18 protein-coding genes are annotated in these 20,160 nt (G+C 69.0%); 6 read left to right on the forward strand and 12 right to left on the reverse strand.

Annotated elements, in window-relative coordinates:
- The first annotated feature begins 35 nt into the window (after positions 1-35).
- Positions 36-773: a ribonuclease H family protein gene (locus ACZZZF_RS09855; RefSeq protein WP_053098502.1), complete on the forward strand. Its 738-nt coding sequence runs from the start codon at positions 36-38 to the stop codon at positions 771-773.
- A 38-nt stretch (positions 774-811) separates the two neighbouring features.
- A complete protein-coding gene (locus tag ACZZZF_RS09860; protein ID WP_053098501.1) occupies positions 812-1,234 on the forward strand; it encodes a DoxX family protein in 423 nt (140 codons plus the stop codon).
- 78 nt (positions 1,235-1,312) lie between these two features.
- Here the strand turns inward: ACZZZF_RS09860 and ACZZZF_RS09865 are convergent, their stop codons facing one another.
- Both ACZZZF_RS09865 and ACZZZF_RS09870 read right to left on the reverse strand, forming a co-directional pair.
- Complete coding sequence (locus tag ACZZZF_RS09865; RefSeq protein WP_072590556.1) at positions 1,313-2,290, reverse strand: SRPBCC family protein; 978 nt, start codon at positions 2,288-2,290, stop codon at positions 1,313-1,315.
- A 1-nt stretch (position 2,291) separates the two neighbouring features.
- Positions 2,292-2,687, reverse strand: coding sequence for an ArsR/SmtB family transcription factor (locus ACZZZF_RS09870; protein ID WP_053098499.1), 396 nt, complete (start codon positions 2,685-2,687; stop codon positions 2,292-2,294).
- Positions 2,688-2,843: 156 nt separating this feature from the next.
- Between ACZZZF_RS09870 and ACZZZF_RS09875 the strand changes: the two genes are divergently transcribed.
- Positions 2,844-3,890 (forward strand): NAD(P)-dependent alcohol dehydrogenase, encoded by a 1,047-nt coding sequence (locus ACZZZF_RS09875; RefSeq protein ID WP_053098488.1) that lies wholly within the window; start codon positions 2,844-2,846, stop codon positions 3,888-3,890.
- A gap of 138 nt (positions 3,891-4,028) precedes the next feature.
- Here the strand turns inward: ACZZZF_RS09875 and ACZZZF_RS09880 are convergent, their stop codons facing one another.
- From ACZZZF_RS09880 to ACZZZF_RS09920, 9 genes are all read right to left on the reverse strand, one after another.
- On the reverse strand, positions 4,029-6,146 hold the full coding sequence (locus tag ACZZZF_RS09880) for a heavy metal translocating P-type ATPase (RefSeq protein WP_463498151.1): 2,118 nt from the start codon (positions 6,144-6,146) through the stop codon (positions 4,029-4,031).
- 66 nt (positions 6,147-6,212) lie between these two features.
- Positions 6,213-8,474, reverse strand: a complete 2,262-nt coding sequence (locus ACZZZF_RS09885) for a heavy metal translocating P-type ATPase (RefSeq protein ID WP_463498153.1) — start codon at positions 8,472-8,474, stop codon at positions 6,213-6,215.
- Between the two features lie 69 nt (positions 8,475-8,543).
- Positions 8,544-9,506 (reverse strand): Ig-like domain-containing protein, encoded by a 963-nt coding sequence (locus ACZZZF_RS09890; RefSeq protein ID WP_463498155.1) that lies wholly within the window; start codon positions 9,504-9,506, stop codon positions 8,544-8,546.
- Positions 9,503-9,715, reverse strand: a complete 213-nt coding sequence (locus ACZZZF_RS09895; RefSeq protein ID WP_187248995.1) for a heavy-metal-associated domain-containing protein — start codon at positions 9,713-9,715, stop codon at positions 9,503-9,505. Before ACZZZF_RS09895 ends, ACZZZF_RS09890 begins: the two co-directional genes overlap by 4 nt.
- Before the next feature lie 146 nt (positions 9,716-9,861).
- Positions 9,862-10,800 carry a carbohydrate kinase family protein gene (locus ACZZZF_RS09900; RefSeq protein WP_463498157.1) on the reverse strand — a complete coding sequence of 313 codons (939 nt, stop codon included), beginning with the start codon at positions 10,798-10,800 and terminating at the stop codon, positions 9,862-9,864.
- Positions 10,794-12,302, reverse strand: a complete 1,509-nt coding sequence (locus tag ACZZZF_RS09905; protein ID WP_463498159.1) for a glycoside hydrolase family 32 protein — start codon at positions 12,300-12,302, stop codon at positions 10,794-10,796. The genes ACZZZF_RS09900 and ACZZZF_RS09905 overlap by 7 nt, the downstream gene beginning before the upstream one ends.
- Positions 12,303-12,338: 36 nt before the next feature.
- Positions 12,339-13,172 (reverse strand): carbohydrate ABC transporter permease, encoded by an 834-nt coding sequence (locus tag ACZZZF_RS09910; protein WP_295103831.1) that lies wholly within the window; start codon positions 13,170-13,172, stop codon positions 12,339-12,341.
- Between the two features lie 8 nt (positions 13,173-13,180).
- Entirely contained in the window at positions 13,181-14,119 is a 939-nt protein-coding gene (locus ACZZZF_RS09915; RefSeq protein WP_201778482.1) for a carbohydrate ABC transporter permease, read from the reverse strand.
- Complete coding sequence (locus tag ACZZZF_RS09920; RefSeq protein ID WP_463498160.1) at positions 14,119-15,501, reverse strand: extracellular solute-binding protein; 1,383 nt, start codon at positions 15,499-15,501, stop codon at positions 14,119-14,121. The genes ACZZZF_RS09915 and ACZZZF_RS09920 overlap by 1 nt, the downstream gene beginning before the upstream one ends.
- A 194-nt stretch (positions 15,502-15,695) precedes the next feature.
- Here ACZZZF_RS09920 and ACZZZF_RS09925 point away from each other — a divergent pair, with 194 nt between their 5' ends.
- A complete protein-coding gene (locus ACZZZF_RS09925; protein WP_053098481.1) occupies positions 15,696-16,721 on the forward strand; it encodes a LacI family DNA-binding transcriptional regulator in 1,026 nt (341 codons plus the stop codon).
- A gap of 118 nt (positions 16,722-16,839) precedes the next feature.
- Positions 16,840-17,592, forward strand: a complete 753-nt coding sequence (locus tag ACZZZF_RS09930) for an SDR family NAD(P)-dependent oxidoreductase (protein WP_053098474.1) — start codon at positions 16,840-16,842, stop codon at positions 17,590-17,592.
- A 160-nt stretch (positions 17,593-17,752) separates the two neighbouring features.
- On the opposite strand, the gene hisD is transcribed toward ACZZZF_RS09930, so the two are convergent.
- Positions 17,753-19,069: a histidinol dehydrogenase gene (gene hisD, locus ACZZZF_RS09935; RefSeq protein ID WP_053098473.1), complete on the reverse strand. Its 1,317-nt coding sequence runs from the start codon at positions 19,067-19,069 to the stop codon at positions 17,753-17,755.
- A gap of 77 nt (positions 19,070-19,146) precedes the next feature.
- On the opposite strand from hisD, the gene ACZZZF_RS09940 reads away from it, so the two are divergent.
- Positions 19,147-20,073: a LysR family transcriptional regulator gene (locus tag ACZZZF_RS09940; RefSeq protein WP_053098472.1), complete on the forward strand. Its 927-nt coding sequence runs from the start codon at positions 19,147-19,149 to the stop codon at positions 20,071-20,073.
- Positions 20,074-20,160 lie beyond the last annotated feature (87 nt).

A 20,160-nucleotide genomic window follows, 5' to 3' on the forward strand; every position in this document is an offset into this window, starting at 1 on the left:
CAAGGAGTGTCGCCGCGCGCGGCTACGGTTGAGGAATGACGATCACCGCCGCCGCAGACGGCTCCGCCCTGGGCAACCCCGGCCCGAACGGCTGGGCCTGGTACATCGACGACGCCAACTGGGCCGCGGGCGGCTCCCCGCACGGCACGAACAACCAGGGTGAGCTGCGGGCCGTGCTCGAACTGCTGCAGGCGACGGCCGGCATCTCCGAGAAGCTGATGATCGAGTGCGACAGCCGCTACGTGATCGATTCGGTGACCAAGTGGATGCCGGGCTGGAAGCGCAAGGGCTGGCGCAAGTCGGACGGCGGGCCCGTGCTCAACCGCGACCTGCTCGAGGGCATCGACGAGGCGATCCGCGGGCGCGACGTCGAGTTCTCGTGGGTCAAGGGCCACGCCGGCCACCCCCTGAACGAGGCGGCCGACGAGCGCGCGAACGCCGCAGCGAAGGCCTACCAGGCACAGCAGGAGCCGCGCCGCGGGCCCGGGTTCACCATGGCGACGGATGCCGGGGCCGCTGCCGCAGCATCCGCCCCGATCGCCGCCGCAGCGACACGCGGCGAGCAGGATGCTGCGGCGTCCCCGGCCGTCGCGACGTCTCTCGCCGAACCCCTGTGGGCCGAGCCATCCGATCTGCTCGACAGCCTCTACGCGCCGGTCGACGATCCGATCGAGGTGCGACTCGCGTTGTCGAGCGACGAACACGCCCGCCTGCGCGATCGCGCCGAGGCACAGGGCGTCACGCTCGAAGAGGCGCTCCGCCGCCTGATCTGACGGCCCTCACCCCTGAGGGCCCCGCGTACACTCGCACCATGGCGAAGAATGTCGCACGCACCATCGGCCGGGTCTTCCTGGGTTCCTCGCTCGTCTTCGCGGGCGTCTCGCATCTGACGTTCGCGCGCGAGGAGTTCCAGGCGCAGGTGCCGGAGTGGGTGCCCATCGATCCGGACGTGACCGTCCTCGCCTCAGGTGTCGTCGAGATCGGACTCGGCACCGCGCTGCTCGTCGCGCGCAAGCACCGCGGACTGGTCGGCGTGATCACCGCACTGTTCTTCGTCGCGGTCTTCCCCGGCAACATCGCGCAGTGGACGCATCACCGCGACGGCTTCGGCCTCGACACCGACATGAAGCGATTCGTGCGCCTGTTCTTCCAGCCCGTGCTGATCGCCCTGGCCATCTGGTCGACGCGCCGCCCGCGCCGCGACGCGGCCGGCTCCGCTCCCGCCGCTCCATAACTCCGAAGCTCTGCACCGGAACGGCGGAAGACCGGCCGTTCCCCGAGGGATGCGACCGGCCTTCCGGAGTCGTGGAGCTCAGACCGCGAGCAGCTCCCGCTCGAGGCGGGCGTACGAGGTCTCCATGCCGTCGGCCATGCCGGTGGCGAGGATCATGTCGCGCGTCTCCTTGTCGGGGTACTCGATGTAGAGCGTGATGAGCGTCGCCCCGTCCTCTTCGTAGAGGTTCAGGTCGTTCAGCGTCTCGACCGGCATCCCGATCATCCGCTCGGTCTGCACCGACCGCCGCGGTGCGTCGATCAGCAGCGCCTCGCCCTCGAATCCGAACGGCTGCCCCTCGGTGTCGCCCACGGGCGCCCACGAGTTGCGATAGGTCTGACCGACCTCGGTGGCAACCACGCACTCGGTCATCTCCCACCCGTCGGGTCCGAGCAGCCACTGCTTCATGAGCTCGGGGTCGTTGTGCGCACGCCAGACCAGTTCGCGCGGTCCCTCGACGAGACGCGTGATGCGCACGTGGGTGTCGTCGAGCAGCTCGACCTGCGTGCCCTTGCCCTGCGCGTAGTCGCGCAGATCCTGCAGCACGGCGTCGAGCTGGCTCATCGCCAGCTTCAGACCCTCGATCTGGCCCATCTCGACGACCTGCTCGATCGCCTCGACCGAGTCGAAGTGACTGGTCGTGACCATGCGGGTGCCGTCGGCGGTGGACTCGAACGCGAACGACATCCGCTGCGCGGGGAAGCCGTCGAGAGGATTGCCCTCATCGTCGACGAACGAGTCGAGCACCTCGAAGCTGTGCGGGGCATCGATCGAGAGGAACTCCCACGACCCCGACGACTTCTCGCCGCGCGGCCCGCTCATCGAGTACTGCGCACGTCCGCCGACCGTGTGGTCCCAGGCGGTGAAGGTGGCCGGCCATCCGGGAGGGCCCCAGAAGCGCTCGAGCTGGCGCGGGTCGCTGTATGCGGCCCAGACCCGCTCGATCGGCGCCGCGAAATCGGCGACGACGGTCATGGTGAGGTTGTCGGCATCGGTGGTGACATCCGTGACGGGCATGTCAGTCTCCTTCTTCGGTTCGTGGAACATCGGTGGTGTCGGTCGTATCGGTGCGGGATGCCGGCGTCTCGGCCAGCAGCTCGTCGAGCCGGGCGATGCGCGACCGCCACAGCTCTTCGTATCGGGCGAGGAGCGCCCTGGCGCGGGCGATCATCTCGGGGTTCGCGCGGACGAGCCGCTCGCGTCCCTCGGCGCGCTTGACGATGAGGTTCGCCGCTTCGAGCACGGCCACGTGCTTCTGCACCGCAGCGAACGACATCTCGTATTCGGAGGCGAGGGTCGAGACGGACTGCTCCCGCTCGATCGTCCGACGCAGGATGTCGCGTCGGGTCGACGTCGCCAATGCGTGGAACACACGGTCGACCTCCGCTTCGCTCAGTTCTCTTTGTGCAACCATTTGGTTGTACGTTAGACCCGGGTGAGAGCGGATGTCAAGGGTTCTGCTGCAACAGCCGCCACTCACGCCCCGGGCGGATACTGGAAGAGACGGCCTCGAGCGCCCACGCCTCCGCACCGCGCGGCAGACCGCTCGGGCGCCAGGAAGAAGAAGCACATGAAAGCTCTCCGTTACGTCGAGATCGGCAAGCCCCCTGTCGTCGTCGACATCCCGATTCCTCAGCCCGGCCCCGGTCAGGTTCTGCTCAAGATCACTGCGGGCGGCGTCTGCCATTCCGACGACTACGTCATGGGTCTTCCTGAGAAGGACTACCTCGAGCAGAGCTATCCGCTGCCCCTGACGCTCGGCCATGAGGGCGCAGGCATCGTGCATGAGATCGGAGAGGGCGTCGACTCGACGCTGAAGGTCGGCGACGCCGTGGCGGTCTACGGTCCGTGGGGCTGTGGCCGCTGCCACAACTGCTCACAGGGCATGGAGAACTACTGCACCAACGCCGCGGCTGAGGGCATCCGCCCTCCCGGCCTCGGCAGCCAGGGTTCGATGGCCGAGTACATGATCGTCGATGATGCCCGCCACCTCGTGCCGCTCGGCGACCTCGACCCCGTGCAGAACGTCTCGCTGACCGACGCCGGCCTCACCCCGTACCACGCGATCAAGCGCTCGCTCCCGAAGCTCGGCGCCGGCACCTTCGCCGTCGTCATCGGCACCGGCGGGCTCGGCCATGTCGGCATCCAGATCCTGAAGGCGATCTCTGGCGCCACCGTCATCGCCCTCGACGTGAACGACACGAAGCTCGAGCTCGCCACCGAAGTGGGCGCAGACCACGTCCTGATCAGCGATGCATCCGCCGCCGACAAGATCCGCGAGATCACCGGCGGTCTGGGCGCCAACGCCGTGTTCGACTTCGTGGGCGCGAACCCGACGATGGCCCTGGCGCAGAGTGTCGCCGCACTCGATTCCGACGTGACGATCGTCGGCATCGGCGGCGGAACCATGTCGCTCGGCTTCGGCGCGATCGCCTACGACGCCGCCGTGCGAATCCCCTACTGGGGATCGCGCTCGGAACTGATCGAGGTGCTCGATCTCGCGCGCGCGGGAAAGATCCACGTGCAGACCGAGACGTACTCGCTCGACGACGGCCCGAAGGCGTACGAGGATCTCGCCTCGAACAGCATCCGCGGCCGCGCAGTCATCGTCCCGTAGACGGCGCATTCGCACAGCGGCCGCTCCGTCTCACAGGCGGGGCGGCCGCTGCTGTCTGCACCGCCGATCGAGCACCGTCACCGCGCTGAAGCGCCGGTGAGATCTCGGTGTTCGCGGGATCACCGAGGCGATCCCGCGTCAGGACCGCCCGAGCACACCCCGCACACTCGCCTCGGGCGACAGTTCGATGCGCCGGAGCAGCTGCGCATTGAGCGCGACGACGATCGTCGAGAGCGACATCAGCACCGCTCCGACCGACATCGGCAGGACGAATCCCACGGGCGCCAGGATGCCGGCGGCGAGCGGCACCGACAGCAGGTTGTATCCGGCCGCCCACCACAGGTTCTGCCGCATCTTGCGGTATGCGGCGCGGGAGAGCTCGATGACCGAGATCACTGACCGCGGGTCGGAGCTCGCGAGGATCACCCCGGCCGAGGCGATGGCGACATCGGTCCCCGCGCCGATCGCGATGCCGACGTCGGCCTGAGCGAGGGCGGGGGCGTCGTTGACGCCGTCGCCGACCATCGCGACCTTCTTGCCCTCTGCCTGCAGCTCCTTCACCTTGGCTGACTTGTCTTCGGGACGCACCCCCGCGAACACCCGGTCGATGCCGAGCTGCGCCGCGACGGACTCGGCGACCGCCTGGGCGTCGCCGGTGATCATGACGACCTCGACGCCGAGGCGGTGGAGCGCGTCGACCGCCTGCTGAGATTCCGGTCGCACCTCGTCGGCGAGCTTCAGCCCGCCGGCCACCTGTCCGTCGACGGCCACGTGCAGGATGATGGCACCCTCGTCTCGCCACCCGTCTGCGGCGGAGATCTCTCGGCCGCCCACCTCGTCGAGGAGCTTCGGCCCGCCCACGCGCACCTCTCTGCCGTCGACCGTGGCGGTCACGCCCACGGCAGGCGACGACGTGAACCCGGAGGCCTTCGAGAGCGTCAGCCCTCTCTCCTCCGCCGCGCGCACGATCGCGCGAGCGAGCGGATGCTCACTGTCGGCCTCGGCCGAGGCGGCGAGCGCCAGCAGACGATCGGCGTCGATGTCACCGGTCGGCTCGACGGCGGTCACGGTCGGCGCGCCCTTCGTCAACGTGCCCGTCTTGTCGAACAGCACGGCGTCGACGGTGCGCATGCTCTCGAGCGCGAGGCGATCCTTGACGAGCACCCCGCCCCGGGCTGCGCGCTCGGTCGCGATCGACACGACCAGCGGGATCGCGAGGCCGAGCGCGTGCGGGCAGGCGATGACGAGCACGGTGATGCTGCGCACGACCGCGGCATCCGGATCCCCGACGAGGGTCCACACCAGCGCGGTCAGAGCGGCCGACAGCAGCGCGAACCAGAACAGCAGGGCGGCTGCGCGGTCGGCGATGCGCTGCGCCCGCGACGAGGAGTTCTGTGCATCGGTCACCAGCCGCTGGATGCCGGCGAGCGCGGTGTCATCCCCGGTCGCGGTGATCTCGACCCGCAGACCGGAGTCGGTCGCGACCGTCCCCGCGGTCACGGTGTCACCGGTCGCTCGGGTGACCGGGCGGGACTCGCCCGTCACCATGGACTCGTCCATGGCGGCTGTGCCGTCGATGATGCGACCATCCGCCGGAACGCTCGCCCCGGGACGGATGACGACCACGTCGCCGACGACGAGATCGGCGGGTGCGACCGTGACGATCTCGTCTCCCTCGACCCGTTCGGCCTCGTCGGGCAACAGCGCCGCGAGGGAGTCGAGCGCCGACGTCGTCTGCGCGAGGGACCTCATCTCGATCCAGTGGCCCAGCAGCATGATGACGATGAGCAGTGCGAGCTCCCACCAGAACTCGAGCTCGTGATGGAGGATGCCGAGCGTCGCGCCCCATGAGGCGAAGAACGCGACCGTGATCGCGAGGGCGATCAGCAGCATCATCCCGGGCTTGCGGGCCTTCAGCTCGCTGATCGCCCCGGTGAGGAACGGCCATCCGCCCCAGACATACATGACGGTGCCGAGCACGGGCGAGATGAACCGGGCCCCTCCGGCGACGTCGTAGCCGAAGATCATCGCGAACATCGGCGAGAACGCCACCACCGGCACGGCGAGCAGGAGATTGACCCAGAACAGGCGACGGAACTGACCGACGTGGTCACCGTGCGCGCCATGTCCGCCGTGTCCGCCGTGTCCGCCGTGGTCCGCGTGCTCGCTGTGAGCCCCGTCCGCGTTCCGAGCGTGATCGTCGTGCGAGACCTGGTGGCCTCCCCCGGGGGTTCCGTGCGCGTCGTGTGCAGTCATGGGTCCCGTCCTCCCGTATCGGGTGTCGTTCTCAGTGTGTCTCGGCGGTCGCCGAGAGCCTAGGGGTCACCGCGTCGCGATGCTGCGGAACCCGCGCAGACGCAGGCTGTTGCCCACGACGAAGACGCTCGACAGCGCCATCGCCGCACCGGCCAGCATCGGGTTGAGCATTCCCAGCGCCGCGACCGGGATGGCCGCCACGTTGTAGGCGAAGGCCCAGAACAGGTTGGTCTTGATGGTCGAGAGCGTCGCCCGCGAGAGCCGGATCGCGTCGACCGCGCTGCGCAGATCACCGCGCACCAGGGTGATGTCGGACGCCTCGATCGCGACATCCGCTCCGGTTCCCATGGCCAGGCCGAGGTCGGCCTGGGCGAGTGCGGGCGCGTCGTTGACGCCGTCGCCGATCATCGCGACCGTCTTCCCCTCACCCTGCAGGCGGGTGATGACCGCGACCTTGTCTGCCGGGAGGACTTCGGCGATGACCTCGTCGATGCCGACCTCCGCGGCGATCCGCCGGGCGACGGCCTCGTTGTCGCCGGTAAGCAGGATGGGCGTCAGCCCGATCGCCCTGAACCGGGCGATCGCCTCGGCGCTGCTCGGCTTCACGGTGTCGGCGACGACCAGGATGCCGCGAGCCAGGCCGTCCCAGCCGACCGCGACGACCGTCTTGCCCTCGCCCTCGGCGCGGGCCTTCGTGGCGGCGAGCTCGGGGCTCAGCGCCTGCGCCCACTCGGCGAGGAGCGAGTCCCGGCCGACGATGACGGTGTGGCCGTCGACGACGCCCTGCACGCCCTTGCCCTCGATGTTCGCGAAGTCCTCTGGTGCGGGCAGTGCGCCGATCTCCTGGGTCGCGCCCGTGGCGATCGCCTGCGCGATCGGGTGCTCGGAGGCATCCTCCAGCGCACCGGCCAGCCGCAGGAGATCCGAACGGTCGGTGCCCGGCTCGACGAACACGTCGACGAGCGTCATCCTGCCGGTGGTGACGGTTCCCGTCTTGTCGAGCACCACGGTGTCGACCGTGCGAGTGGACTCCAGGACCTCCGGCCCCTTGATGAGCACTCCCATCTGCGCACCGCGGCCCGTGCCGACGAGCAGCGCGGTGGGCGTCGCGAGGCCGAGCGCGCAGGGGCACGCGATCACGAGCACCGCGACCGCCGCGGTGAACGCCGCCGTCATGGGGAACCCGGCGCCGAGCCAGCCGCCCAGCGTGACGACGGCGATCACGATCACGATCGGCACGAAGACACCCGAGATGCGGTCGGCGAGGCGCTGCACCTCCGCCTTCCCCGTCTGGGCGTCCTCGACGAGCTGGGCCATCTGCGCCAGCTGCGTGTCGGAACCGATTCGGGTGGCGCGAACCACGAGCCGCCCACCGACGTTCGTCGTGGCGCCCGTGACGGCGTCGCCCTCGGCGACCTCGACCGGCACGGCCTCGCCCGTGAGCATCGACGCGTCGACGGCCGACGTGCCCGACACCACGATGCCGTCGGTCGCGATCTTCTCGCCGGGCCGCACGACGAATTCGTCTCCCACCTGCAGGTCCTCGACCGGGACCTTGGTCTCGACTCCACCGCGCAGCACGGCGACGTCCTTCGCGCCGAGCTCGAGCAGCGCACGCAGCGCCGCGCCGGCCTGCTTCTTCGACCGCTTCTCGAAATAGCGCCCGGCGAGGATGAACATCGTGACACCGGCACCCACCTCGAGGTAGATGTTCGCCGCTCCATCGGACGGAGCGAGCGCGAACTCGAAGGGGTGGGTCATGCCCGGCGTGCCGGCCGTGCCGAAGAACAGCGCATACAACGACCAGAGGAAGGCGGCCGATGTGCCCAGGGAGATGAGCGTGTCCATCGTCGCAGTGCCGTGGCGGAGGTTCATCCAGGCCGCCCGGTGGAACGGCCAGGCCGCCCAGAGGATCACGGGAGCGGCCAGCGCCAGCGACGCCCACTGCCAGTACGTGAACTGCAGCGCGGGGATCATCGCCATCGCGATCACCGGCACGGTCAGCACGACCGCACCGATCAGGCGAGTGCGCAGCGAGCGAAGCTCCGGGTCCTCGGCGTCCGGATCTCCGGCGTCACGCACCGCCCCCTTCGGGGCAGGCAGCGACGCCGAGTAGCCGGTCTTCTCGACCTCGGCGATCAGCGCGGCCGGGTCGTACCCCTCGGGAACGGTGACCTTCGCCTTCTCGGTCGCGTAGTTGACGGTCGCCACGACGCCCGCGAGCCTGTTCAGCTTCTTCTCGATCCGCATCGCGCAGGACGCGCAGGTCATCCCGCCGATCTCCAGCTCGAGACCTGTCCCCGTGGTCGAGGGTGCTGACGTGCTCATGTTCGTTCCTTCTGTGCGATGTCGTTGTGGGTCGCAGCGGACAGCCGCGGTGGGGGCGATGGGCGACGGTCAGTGCGCGTCGTCGTGCGAGTCGCCGTCGGATTCGGGCGCGCCGTCAGCCGGAGCGGCATCGAGCACGAACGCGGCGGTGTGCACGGCGCCGTCGACCTGGAAGTCCAGGTACAGCAGGTAGCGCCCGGCAGTCGGAGCCTCGGCGGCGAACGCGATCTCCGGCCCCGACGTCTCGCCCGGTTCGGGTTCAGCGCCCGCGGCGTGCACGTGCAGGTAGGCGAGGTCTCCGTCCCGGAGTGCCACGAGATGCCCGAACGCCCCGAGATACGGCTGCAGAGCGATGACCGGCCGGCCGTCGCGGGTCACGGTGAACGTCAGGTCGCTCACCGCCCCGGCCTCGAGAACCCCGTCGACCGAGACCGTATAGCCGTCGACCTCGGCGACCTGCGTGGGCTCCGGCTCGACGGGTGCGAACTCGCCCGCCACCTCGACGGTGCGCGCGAGAGTGAGCGACGGCGCATCGGCGCCCGCCGGCGTGAAGTCCGCGAAGACGCGGTATGCGCCGGCATCCGTCCACTCCCACGGCAGCGACCAGGTGCCGGTCGACTCATCGAGCACCGGATGCACGTGGCGGTACTGGCTTCCGTCGGAGCGCACGACGATCAGGTGGAGCTGCTTCTCGTGCGCGGTGGCATACGCCGTCACCGGGATGCCGTCTGCGTCGTCGATCCGGAACGCCAGCTCACCGGGTTCTCCCGTCGATGTCGGGGCCTCGACCGGCGACATCGTGTAGCCGTCGAGCCCGAGGGAGAGCCCCTTCAGGTCGTCCGCCGGAGCACTCTCGCCCTCGCCGGAACCGGCGGCACTCGCATCGTGAGTGTCGTGTTCGTCCATCTCCGCACCTTTCGTCCAGTCACTCACCGCACTCGCGGGGATGATGACGCCGGCGAGGCCGAAGGCCACGCCGAACGCCACCACCAGGCCGGCCCCGAAGAGGCCGAGCCGTGCGCCGGAGTTCATGACGTCCGCACCGCCGAATAGCCCGCCTCGGCGACGGCTGCGAGGATCCGCGTCTCGTCGATCGGGGCGGATCCGGTGACGACGAGCGTGCCGTTCTGAGCGCTCACCTGAACGTCTTCGACGCCGGGAACTCCGGAGACCTCTTCACGGACCGACATCTCGCAGTGGCCGCACGTCATGCCCGTCACCTGGAACTCGTTCTTCGTCATCATGTCTCCTTGTCTTCGTTCTAGTACCCCAGGGGGGTATTAGACACAAGCGTATACCCTCTCCGGGTATTCCACGATGGGCGCACGAAAATCGCACCGCACGAACCGGCAGTGCGGTGCGTGCGGTGCGTGGGAGTGCGGGCGCGTCAGCGCGAGGAGATCGCCAGCTCACTCAGGCGCGGCGGGTTCGCGCCGCGCCGGGACACGGTGACGGCCGCGCCGGCGAGCGCGGCCTCGGTCACGCGTTCGAACTGCGTCAGATCGCCAGCGTCGGGATGGAACACCTCGCCGACGAGCGCCGGCGCCAGCCCGCCGGAGACCACGCCGTGGATGAGGCCCGACATGAAGGAATCGCCCGCACCGATCGTGTCGACCACCTGGACCGGCGGCGCCTCTCTCTCGACCGGCCCCGTTCCCCCCTCGATGAGCGAGACGCACCCGTCGCCTCCGCGGGTGACGACGGCGAGCCGCGCACCCAGCGCGATCACCCGCGCGAGCACGTCATCGATCGGGCATCCGGGATACAGCCACTCGGCATCCTCATCGCTGAGCTTCACGATGTGCGACGCCGCCATGATCGCCTCAATACGCTCGGTCGCGGCCGCTCGCGGCCCGAGAAGCTCGCCCCGGATGTTGGGATCGTAGGTGCGCAGAATGCCGTCGGGCACTGCGTCGATCATCGCGCGGACGGCATCCGCTCCGGGGTCGAGCACCGCGCCGAGCGAGCCGACATGCACCACGTCGACGCCGGCGGCCTCTGCGATCGCGACCTCCGCTGACACATCCCACTCGATGTCGAAGTCGTAGGCCGCAGCCCCGTCGGCCCCGATCACGGCGACGGCGCGGGACGTGCGCTCCCCTGCTCTCATGCTCGTCGGCACGACGGCGACCCCCTCCCGGGCGAGGTGCTCGCCCAGCATCCGTCCGTGCGGGTCGTCACCGATCCGCGTGAGCAGTCTCGTCGCGAGTCCGAGACGAGAGAGCCCCACCGCCACGTTCATCGGCGATCCGCCGGGGTGGGGCACACCGCCGACGACGTCGACGAGCGCCTCCCCCACGACGAGGCACCGCGCGGTCGTCAGCACGGCAGCTCGGCGACGGCGACACGGGCGTCGAGGAGCGCTCCCCCCGAGGCCTCCAGCACGCATGAGCGATGCGCGGCGGCAGGGATCAGCGCCGTGAGCACCCGAACGCCGTCCTCCGCGAAGAGCTCGAGAGACGACACCCTGTCATTCAGCCGATCGATCCAGATCTCCCAGTCGATCTCGTCCGGGCGAGTGACGGGCATCGACATCGACCCGCCGACCCCGGCGGGAGGGATCAGCTCGGGGCGGACGACGTCGATGCGCCCGCTCGCGCGGTCCTGACGGATCACGACCCCACCCGCATCCGCGCCCTCGAGGCGCAGTTCGACTCCTCGCGCGTCTCCGAACGCCGCCGAGACCCTGATCCGCGCGGCATCCGGCAGCTGCTCGGACACCGTGGTCGGACCCGTCATCGAGCCGAGCTCGGTGAACTCGACGGGCGCGGCGTCGACCGCCGGCGCCTGGCGCAGACGCACCACGCCACTGCGGTCGCGGGTGAGCGAGAGCCGTCGAGGGAGAGTCATCGCGGTGCGGTACTCGGACGACTCGTCCTGGGGGATGCGGCCGGCGTACTCCCAGTTGTCCATCCACGCGATCAGCGTCCGCTCGCTCGCGGCGAGGCCGTCGAAGGTGACACCGGCGTAGCAGTCCGGGCCGAAGTCGATCCAGCCGTACGCCTCGAGCTCGTCTCGGGATTGACTGCGGTCGACCATCAGCCGCCGCGAGGGAGTCGGATGCGGTGCGCTCGCGCGGAACGTCGTGCCGTCGAAGTCCCCCACGACGTAGTGGGTTCCCGATCCCCCCGCGATGCCCCCGGGGTTGAGGCTGATGAGCAGCACCCACCGCGAGTCGGTCTCATCGCCGTCGACGGCGAGCCGGAACATGTCGGGGCACTCCCAGACCCCGCCGACGGGTCCCGCGGGGCCGTACGACGAGAGATACGTCCAGGTCGTGAGATCGTCGGACCGGTGGAACAGCACCTGCCGGTCGTGGGCTTCGACCGCGACCATGATCCAGTACCCGCCGTCGGCGTCGTCGTAGCGGAACACCTTGGGGTCGCGGAAGTCGCTGGTACCGCGGTCGAGCACGGGGTTGCCCTCGTACTTCGTCCAGACGTATCCGCCGTCGGTGCTGTACGCGAGAGCCTGGGCCTGATGCCCTGCAGCGGCCGCCGTGTAGAGGGCGACCAGGGCGGGCTCCTCGGCGGTGCCGAATCCCGAGGTGTTGCCGTGATCGACCACGACGGAGCCGGAGTAGATCTGCGCCGCGTCGTCCGAGAGGATGGCCGGCTCGTGCTCGGTCCACCGCGCGAGATCCGTGCTCGTCGCATGCCCCCAGCTCACGTTCGAGTGCGAGATCCCGTGCGGGTTGCACTGGAAGTACAGGTGGTGGATGCCGTCGTGGAAGACGAGTCCGTTCGGATCGTTCATCCAGTTGTTCCGCGGTGCGAAGTGCGTGCGCGGGCTCGTGGTGCGGACCGGAGGAGAGTCAGTGGGGGTCACCGGGGTAGTCGTCTTTCTCTGTGATGGGGGCGTGCGTCACTTGCCGACGCCGGCGGTGAGTCCTTCGCGCAGCGGCTTCTGCCCGAAGAAGAACACCAGGAGTGCGGGGATCATCGAGAGGATCACTCCGGCGAGCACCGTCGACACGCTGCCCGTGCCGAGGTTGCCCTGCAGTGTGACCAGACCGAGCGGCAACGTGAAGTTCTGCTCGCTGATCGTCATGATCAGCGGACGGAAGAACTCGTTCCAGTGGTAGTTGAAGGCGAGGATGCCGACGATCGCGAGACCCGGGGTCGCGAGCGGCAGGTAGACGCCGAAGAACGTGCGCCAGGGGCCCGCTCCGTCGAGCTGGGCGGCCTCTCCCAGCTCGGTCGGGATGCCCATGAAGTACTGCCGCATCAGGAAAGTGCCGAATGCCGTCGGGAGCGCGGGGACGATGAGCGCGAGCAGCGTGTCGGCGAGGCCCATGCCCCTCACGAGCATGAACACGGGGACGATCGTCACCTGCAGCGGCACCATCATCGTCGCGAGGATCAGGGCGAACAGCAGCTTCTTGCTGCGGAACTCGAACTTCGCGAACACATACCCGGCCATCGCGGCCGAGAGCATCTGACCGGCGGCGACCAGCACCACCACCAGCGCGCTGTTCCATGCGTAGAGCCAGATCGGGATCTTGGCGAAGACGTCGGCGAACGCACCGAACCCGACGCTGACCTCCTGGGTCACGGGGTCGGTCGGCGAGAGCGCCGTGATCAGGGTCCAGACGACGGGACCGATGGTCAGCAGGGCGGCGAGCCCGAGAAGGGCGAACTTTCCGCCGGTGCCGAGGGTGTAGAGCCAGGAACGCTTCGAAGACACTGTCGTGGTCATGATGGGCCTCACCCGTAGAAGACGAATCGGCGGCTCAGCCGGAACTGGATGGCCGTGACGAGCATGATGAGAAGGGTCAGCACGATGCCGATGGCCGATGCGCCGCCGAAGTCGAGCTGTCGGAACGCGGACTCGTAGATCACCATCACCGCGGTGCGGGTCTCGTCGCCGGGACCGCCTCGGGTCAGCACCCACGGCTGGTCGAAGATCTGCAGCGCGTTGATAATCGCCATCACCGATGCGACGAGCAGGGTCGGGCTCACTAGCGGCAGCGTGATCATGCGGAACTGGGTCCACCCGGCCGCGCCGTCGAGGGAGGACGCCTCGTAGACCTCACTCGGGATCGCCGCGAGACCTCCGATGAAGAGCAGGAACGTGAACCCGAAGTTCTGCCACACGTAGACCAGCAGCACCACGACCTTGGCACCGAGGCCGGTCGTCAACCAGCCGACGTCCGCGATGCCGATCAGGTTGAGCGTCTGATTGACGAGCCCGAACTCCTGATTGAACAGGTACGCCATGATCAGCGAGACGGATGCCGCCGACAGGATCAGCGGGAAGAACAGCGCCGACCGGAAGAACGTGCGCAGCCAGTTCGGCATCCTGGACTGGACCAGCACCGCCAGCACCAGCGCCACCGACAGCTGCAGGATGACGGCGACGACGACGAAGCCGATGGTGTTCAGGAACGAGACGCTCACGGTCGGGTTCGCGGCGAGGTCGACGAAGTTGTCGAATCCGACGAACACCGGATCGGAGATGATGTCCCAGCGGAAGAACGCCAGGACGAACGATCCGATGATCGGCACGAAGTTGAACAGGCCGAGCCCGATCAACGTGGGCGCGAGGAAGACCCAGGTGAAGACGCGCCCCGATCGGGCGACCGTGCCGGTCTCCCGACGCAGCTTCGTGGGCACCGTGACGGTGCGGGTGCTGCTCTCGGACATCAGTTGCCCCCCAACGCGAGCTCGAGATCTCGCTGCATGGTCTCGAGTCCTCGGCGGACGCCGGACGGACCGTTCGTGATGGTCGACACCACGTTCTTCAGCAGGGCGGATTCGACGGCCGCCTGCTGGGGCGGTGCCGGCATCGGGCCCGTGTCGGGGAACTTGTCGAGCGTGTCGTAGAAGACGTCCCAGTGCGCCGGCCCGACTCCCGCGCCGTAGAGCTTGGCGTTGAGTGAGCGACGGGGGAGCGACGAGTCGGGTTTCGAGTGCGCGATCGTCATGCCCTCGACCGAGACGCAGTACTTGAGCCACTCCCACGCCTCGTCCTTGCGCGGCGAGGTCTCCATGATCGCGTAGCCGCCCGCGCCGAACTGGTGCCGCTGCCCCGCCATCCTCGGGAAGTAGGTGACGTCGTAGGCGTCGTTCGCGACGCCGGCCTCCTCGAGGCCGCGCACCCAGAAGCCGCCGGCCGGGGTCATCCCGACGGAGCCGGTGGAGAACAGGGAGACCAGCTCGTTGCCGCCGCCCTGCGCCGGGTTCGCCGCGAGCCCTTCCGAGACCATGCGCTCGAGCACCGAGAAGCTCTCGACCGCATGCTCGTTGAGCGCGTCGGCCTGCTTCCACACGTAGCCTCCGCTGCGGGCCGGCTGATCCGGATAGAAGCGGTCCCAGAGCCAGTCGCCGCCGGTCGCCTTCTCCTCATGCAGGAAGCTGGTGTTGTTCACATACAGCCAGGGCACCACTCCGCCCCACAGCCGGTTGTTCCAGAAGTACGGCAGGAACTGCCCCGAGGCGCTCTTCTTCATCGCGCGGGCGGTGCCGAGGAAGTCCTCCAGCGTCCAGTTGTCCGCGGGACGCTCCAGCCCCGCGCGCTCCATAGCCGTCGTGCTGTAGAACACGTTGGCGGCGTTGAAGTTGTCGGGCATCGGGAAGAGGCTGCCCTGATACATGAACGCCTCGATGAGGGTGGGGTTCACGTCATCGAAGTACTCCTGCATCTCGGACGCGTCACGACGCACGAAGTCGTCGAGCGGGTGCGCGAGGCGCGAGGCGAAGAGCTGCGCCCCCTCGGTCGCGACGGTGACGACATCGGGTGGCGTGCCCGCGGCGATCATCGTGAGGATCTTCGCGAAGTACTCGCTCCAGTCCTGACCCTGGATGGCGACGATGCGCACCTCGACGCCGGGGTGCTTGCGCTGGAAGCCGTCGATCAGCGACTGACGAGCCAGCGCATCCTGCGCGGTGCCGAAGAGGGCGACCGTCAGAGTGTCCTTGCCGCGCCCGGGGATGTCCGATCCGGTGAGCCTCGGCCACGAGACGACGGTGCCGACGATGCCCAGTCCGATCGCGCCGAACAGAGCCCTGCGAGTGAGATCAACCACGATGTTCTCTCCTGTGTGATGACTTCGCGGCACGGATCGAGAGCCCGGGCTGCGATGCTAAATTGATTCAGCATCGCCGAGAGTAGCATCGTCGAATCGCGGTCGCAACGATTTTGCTAAATCAATTCAACACGGGTGGTTTCGGGGCTCGGCATCCACTGCCTATGCTGGATCGCAGCGACTGGAGGACGCCGATGCCGAAGAGAGTGGATCGCAGACCGACGCTCGCCGACGTCGCGGCGCTCTCGGGCATGTCGAAGGCCTCGGTGAGCATGATCCTCAACGATCGACCGGGTTCGCGACTCTCCGTCGACGCGGCGCGACGGGTCAAGGCCGCCGCCGAGGAGCTGGGCTATCGGCCGAATCCCGCGGCTCAGAGCCTGCGCCTGGGCAAGACGAAGACGCTGGGTTTCATCTCCGACCAGATCACCGTCACCCGCTACGCCTCCGAGATGATCCGCGGCCTGCTGTCGGCGGCGAAGGAGCACGGGCACACCGTCCTCATCGCCGAGACCGAGGGCGACGACGCGACCATCGCCGATGAGATCCAGGCGATGATCGACCGCCGGGTCGACGGCATCCTGATCGGCCTCCTCGGCGCCCGCATGATCGAGGTGCCCGAGACGCCCGCAGACGTCCCCGTCGTGATCGTCAACGGCACGTCGACGACGGGTCACCCCTCGGTCCTGCCCGACGAGCGCGTCGCGGGCCACGCGATGGCGCGCCTGCTCACCGATGCCGGGCATCGCCGTGTCGGCGTGATCGGCAACAATCCCCGTGCGGTCTCGTCCCCCGTGTACTCGGTGACCATCGGCTCGCGATTCGACGGCATCCGCGCCGCGTTCGCCGAGGCGGGCGTCGATCCGCTCATCATCGACGTCCCCGAGTGGAACCCCGACATCGGATACACGCGGACCCTGCAGATGCTGGACGCGCACCCTGACCTCACGGCGATCCTGGCGGGCAACGACGGCGTGGCGTTCGGCACGTACCAGGCGATCGCCGAGCGAGGGCTGAGGGTGCCGGACGACATCTCGGTCGCCTCCTTCGACGACGAGGAGCTCGCCAGCTTCCAGCGGCCGGGGCTCACGACCGCCCGGCTCCCGTACGACGTGATGGGTCGCACAGCGGTCGAGATGCTGCTCGGCGAGCGGCCGCTCGACGCCGTGCTGATCCCCATGCCGGTCATCGAGCGGGCGTCGATCCGCCGTGTGAGCTGACGCGCACGGATCCATTCACGTGCATCCATCTCCCTGAGACAGGCGTAGGCTGGAGACCTAGGACGGACCGTCCGAGAAGATCTCCCGGCACCGTGACCGTCCGGAAGAGGAGTCACTCGTGGCTCAGTACGACGTCTCGAACCGCTCGGCGATCGTGACGGGAGCAGGCAGCGGAATCGGACGCTCGACCGCTCTGCTGCTCGCCCAGAACGGCGCCTCCGTCGTGGTCAACGACCTGAACGCGGACAACGCGAACGCGGTCGTCGAGGAGATCCGCGCCGCCGGCGGCATCGCCGAGGCATCCGTCGGAGACGCGACGGACACCGACTGGATCGCCAGCTCGGTCGAGCTCGCGAACACGCTCGCCCCGCTGCGCATCGGCGTGAACAACGCCGGCATCGGCGGCGCATCCGCTCCTACCGCCGAGTACGACGACGCCGCGTGGGACAAGGTCATCTCGATCAACCTCAACGCCGTGTTCCGCAACATGAAGGCGCAGATCCCCTCGATCCTCGCGAACGGCGGCGGCTCCGTCGTCAACATCGCGTCGATCCTCGGCAGCGTCGGCTTCGCGAACTCCCCCGCCTACGTCGCCGCCAAGCACGCCGTCGTGGGCATGACCAAGTCGGCTGCCCTCGAGTACTCCGCCCAGGGCGTGCGCGTGAACTCGGTCGGCCCCGGCTTCATCGACACCCCCCTGCTCGCCACCATGGGCGACGAGGCCAAGGCGTTCCTCGTGAGCAAGCACCCGATCGGTCGCCTCGGCCAGCCCGACGAGGTCGCGAACCTCATCGCCTTCCTCGCCAGCGACGCCGCCAGCTTCATCACCGGCAGCTACCACCTCGTCGACGGCGGCTACACCGCCCCCTGAGGCTCGTCGCCACGCGCCGCTGTCCGCGCCGCGCCGTTTGCAGGACGAAAACACGGATGCAGGGCGAGATCGACCATCTCGCCCTGCATCCGCGCTTCTGTCCTGCATCCGGCACCGACCTACCCGTCGGCACCGGATCAGGCCACCCGACGCCCCTCCGTCACCCGAGACGGTCCAACCGCAGGGTCGCCGTGGCGCTGTGCGCGGCCATGCCCTCGGAGTCCGAGATCACCTGCACGGCGTGCGCGAGCTCGGGCGTGGCCGCACGGCTGATGCGCTGATACGTGAGCGGCTTGAGGAAGCGCGAGACCGAGAGCCCGGCGCTGTGCTTGGCCCCGCCGGCCGTGGGCAGCACGTGGTTCGTGCCCGCCATGCCCTTGTCGGAGTATGCGACCGTGCTCCAGGGCCCGAGGAAGATCGAGCCGTAGTTGCGCAGATTCTCGTGGTACCAGTCGTCGTCGGCCGTGAGCAGTTCGAGATGCTCGGGGGCGAGGTCGTCCATCAGAGCGACCGCCGTCTCGCGGTCTTTCACGACGGTGACGACGCCGTAGTCACGCCAGGCGGCGCCGGCGATGTCGACCGTCGCCAGCGTCTCGAGCTGTCGTTCGATCTCGGCGATCACGGCATGACCGTGCTCGTCGGAGGTCGTGATGAGCGCCGCAGGCGAGTTCGGCCCGTGCTCGGCCTGCCCGAGCAGGTCAGCGGCGACGAGCACGGGGTCGGCCGTCTCATCCGAGATCACGGCGACCTCGCTCGGGCCTGCGAGCAGATCGATCGCGACCGTGCCGAACAGCTGGCGCTTGGCCTCGGCGACGTAGGCGTTGCCCGCGCCGACGAGCATGTCGACGGGCAGGTCGCCGAGCAGTCCGAACGCCATGGCTGCGAGTGCCTGCACCCCGCCGATCACGAACACCCGGTCGACGCCCGACAGGTGCGCGGCGTAGACGACGGCGTCGTTCGCTCCGCCGTCGGGCTGCGGGGGCGTGCACGCGATGACGGTCGGCACGCCGGCCGCCTTGGCCACGCCCACGGTCATGAACGCGCTGGCCGTGAGCGGGAAGCGTCCGGCTGGCAGGTATGCGCCGACACGCGACACGGGGATGTACTTCGCGCCGGTCACGATGCCCGGAACGAACTCGGTCTCGAAGTCGGTCAGGTGCTCGCGGGAGGCGCGGGCGAACGCCTGCGTCCGCTCGGCGCCGAGCTCGATGGCCGCCCGCAGGTCGGGGGCGAGGCGTTCTCCGCTGCTCGCGATCTGCTCGGGGGTGAGCTCGATGTCGGTCCCCTGGTAGTTGTCGAGCTTTCGCGCGTAGTCGAGCACGGCGTCGAGGCCGCGCTCGCGGATGTCGGCGAGCATGGCCGTGACCGTCTCGATCACGGCGGGGTCGCGCTGCGCGGCGGGTGCGTCGATGAGCGGGGTCTTGAGGTGGTGGAAGTCGCCGTCGAAGCGGGCGAGCACTGCAGAGGAGTAACGCATGCAGGAAGGCTAGATCCGCTCGCAACCACGAGACAAGCCTGATGATCCTGCACGATCCATCGGGTTTACCATTGGGTGTGACCATCACCCAGCTCACCGCCTTCCTCGCCGCACTCGACGACGGATCCTTCACGGCGGCGGCGAAGACCCTCGGGATGACGCAGGCCTCGGTCTCGGAGCTGGTCGCGCGCCTCGAACGGGAACTCGGCGTCACGCTGTTCGCCCGAGGCAGCAGACGCCTCGTCCCGACGGCCGCGGCGCTCGAACTGCGGCCGCACGCCGCGCAGGCGGTCAGCGCGGTGCAGAACGGCATCGACACGATCCAGGCGCTGGCCTCGCTCGAGCGGGGCACATGCACCTTCGGCGTGCTGCGCAACGCGGCCTATTACGCGCTCGCCGATCTGGCCGAGACATTCCATCACCGGCATCCCAATGTGCGGTTGCGCCTGGTCGGCATCAACTCGGCGCACGTCGCCCGGTCGATCGCGGCCGGCGAACTCGAGGCCGGACTGCTCGTGCTGCCGGTCGATGAAGACGGCCTCGAGGTGCGCCCGCTCTTTCGCGACGAGGTGCTCTACGCCTCGGCCACGCGGACACCGGAAGCCGGCCCGGTCACGATCGAGGAGGCCGCCGACGCCAAGCTCGTGCTCTACGACGCCTTCGCCGGGTGGGACGACCCGACCCGACGCCAGCTGCTCGAACGCGCACGGCTGCGGGGCCTGACCATCGAGCCGGCGGTCGAGGTCGAGCACGTCGAGACGGCCCTCAGCCTGGTCGCCGCAGGCACGGCCGACACGATCGTGTCACGTTCGATCGCCGAGTCCGACGCCTTCCCCTCCGGCATCCGCACCTTCCCCTTCGCCGAGCCGATGCACGACACGATCGCCCTGGTGCAGCGAGCGGGCGTGCTGCTCTCACCCGCGACGCAGAAGCTCGCCGAGCTCGCCGAGCGGATGCTGCGCGAACGCCTGCCGGAGCATCAGGGTCGCACGGCACTGAGCTGAGGCCGACTCCGGGTGGGCGGGCGGCGCCACCTCGCCACCCCACCGCGCGCCGTTTGCAGGACGAGAGCACGGATGCAGGACCAGATC

The sequence above is a fragment of the Microbacterium sp. AC215 genome (assembly GCF_979258645.1).

Bases quoted from the DNA above. Each gene is read 5' to 3' on its own strand.
- ACZZZF_RS09855 (WP_053098502.1), top strand. From the start codon at position 36: ATGACGATCACCGCCGCCGCAGACGGCTCCGCCCTGGGCAACCCCGGC.
- ACZZZF_RS09860 (WP_053098501.1), top strand. From the start codon at position 812: ATGGCGAAGAATGTCGCACGCACCATCGGCCGGGTCTTCCTGGGTTCC.
- ACZZZF_RS09865 (WP_072590556.1), bottom strand. From the start codon at position 2,290: ATGCCCGTCACGGATGTCACCACCGATGCCGACAACCTCACCATGACC.
- ACZZZF_RS09870 (WP_053098499.1), bottom strand. From the start codon at position 2,687: ATGGTTGCACAAAGAGAACTGAGCGAAGCGGAGGTCGACCGTGTGTTC.
- ACZZZF_RS09875 (WP_053098488.1), top strand. From the start codon at position 2,844: ATGAAAGCTCTCCGTTACGTCGAGATCGGCAAGCCCCCTGTCGTCGTC.
- ACZZZF_RS09880 (WP_463498151.1), bottom strand. From the start codon at position 6,146: ATGACTGCACACGACGCGCACGGAACCCCCGGGGGAGGCCACCAGGTC.
- ACZZZF_RS09885 (WP_463498153.1), bottom strand. From the start codon at position 8,474: ATGAGCACGTCAGCACCCTCGACCACGGGGACAGGTCTCGAGCTGGAG.
- ACZZZF_RS09890 (WP_463498155.1), bottom strand. From the start codon at position 9,506: ATGAACTCCGGCGCACGGCTCGGCCTCTTCGGGGCCGGCCTGGTGGTG.
- ACZZZF_RS09895 (WP_187248995.1), bottom strand. From the start codon at position 9,715: ATGACGAAGAACGAGTTCCAGGTGACGGGCATGACGTGCGGCCACTGC.
- ACZZZF_RS09910 (WP_295103831.1), bottom strand. From the start codon at position 13,172: ATGACCACGACAGTGTCTTCGAAGCGTTCCTGGCTCTACACCCTCGGC.
- ACZZZF_RS09915 (WP_201778482.1), bottom strand. From the start codon at position 14,119: ATGTCCGAGAGCAGCACCCGCACCGTCACGGTGCCCACGAAGCTGCGT.
- ACZZZF_RS09925 (WP_053098481.1), top strand. From the start codon at position 15,696: ATGCCGAAGAGAGTGGATCGCAGACCGACGCTCGCCGACGTCGCGGCG.
- hisD (WP_053098473.1), bottom strand. From the start codon at position 19,069: ATGCGTTACTCCTCTGCAGTGCTCGCCCGCTTCGACGGCGACTTCCAC.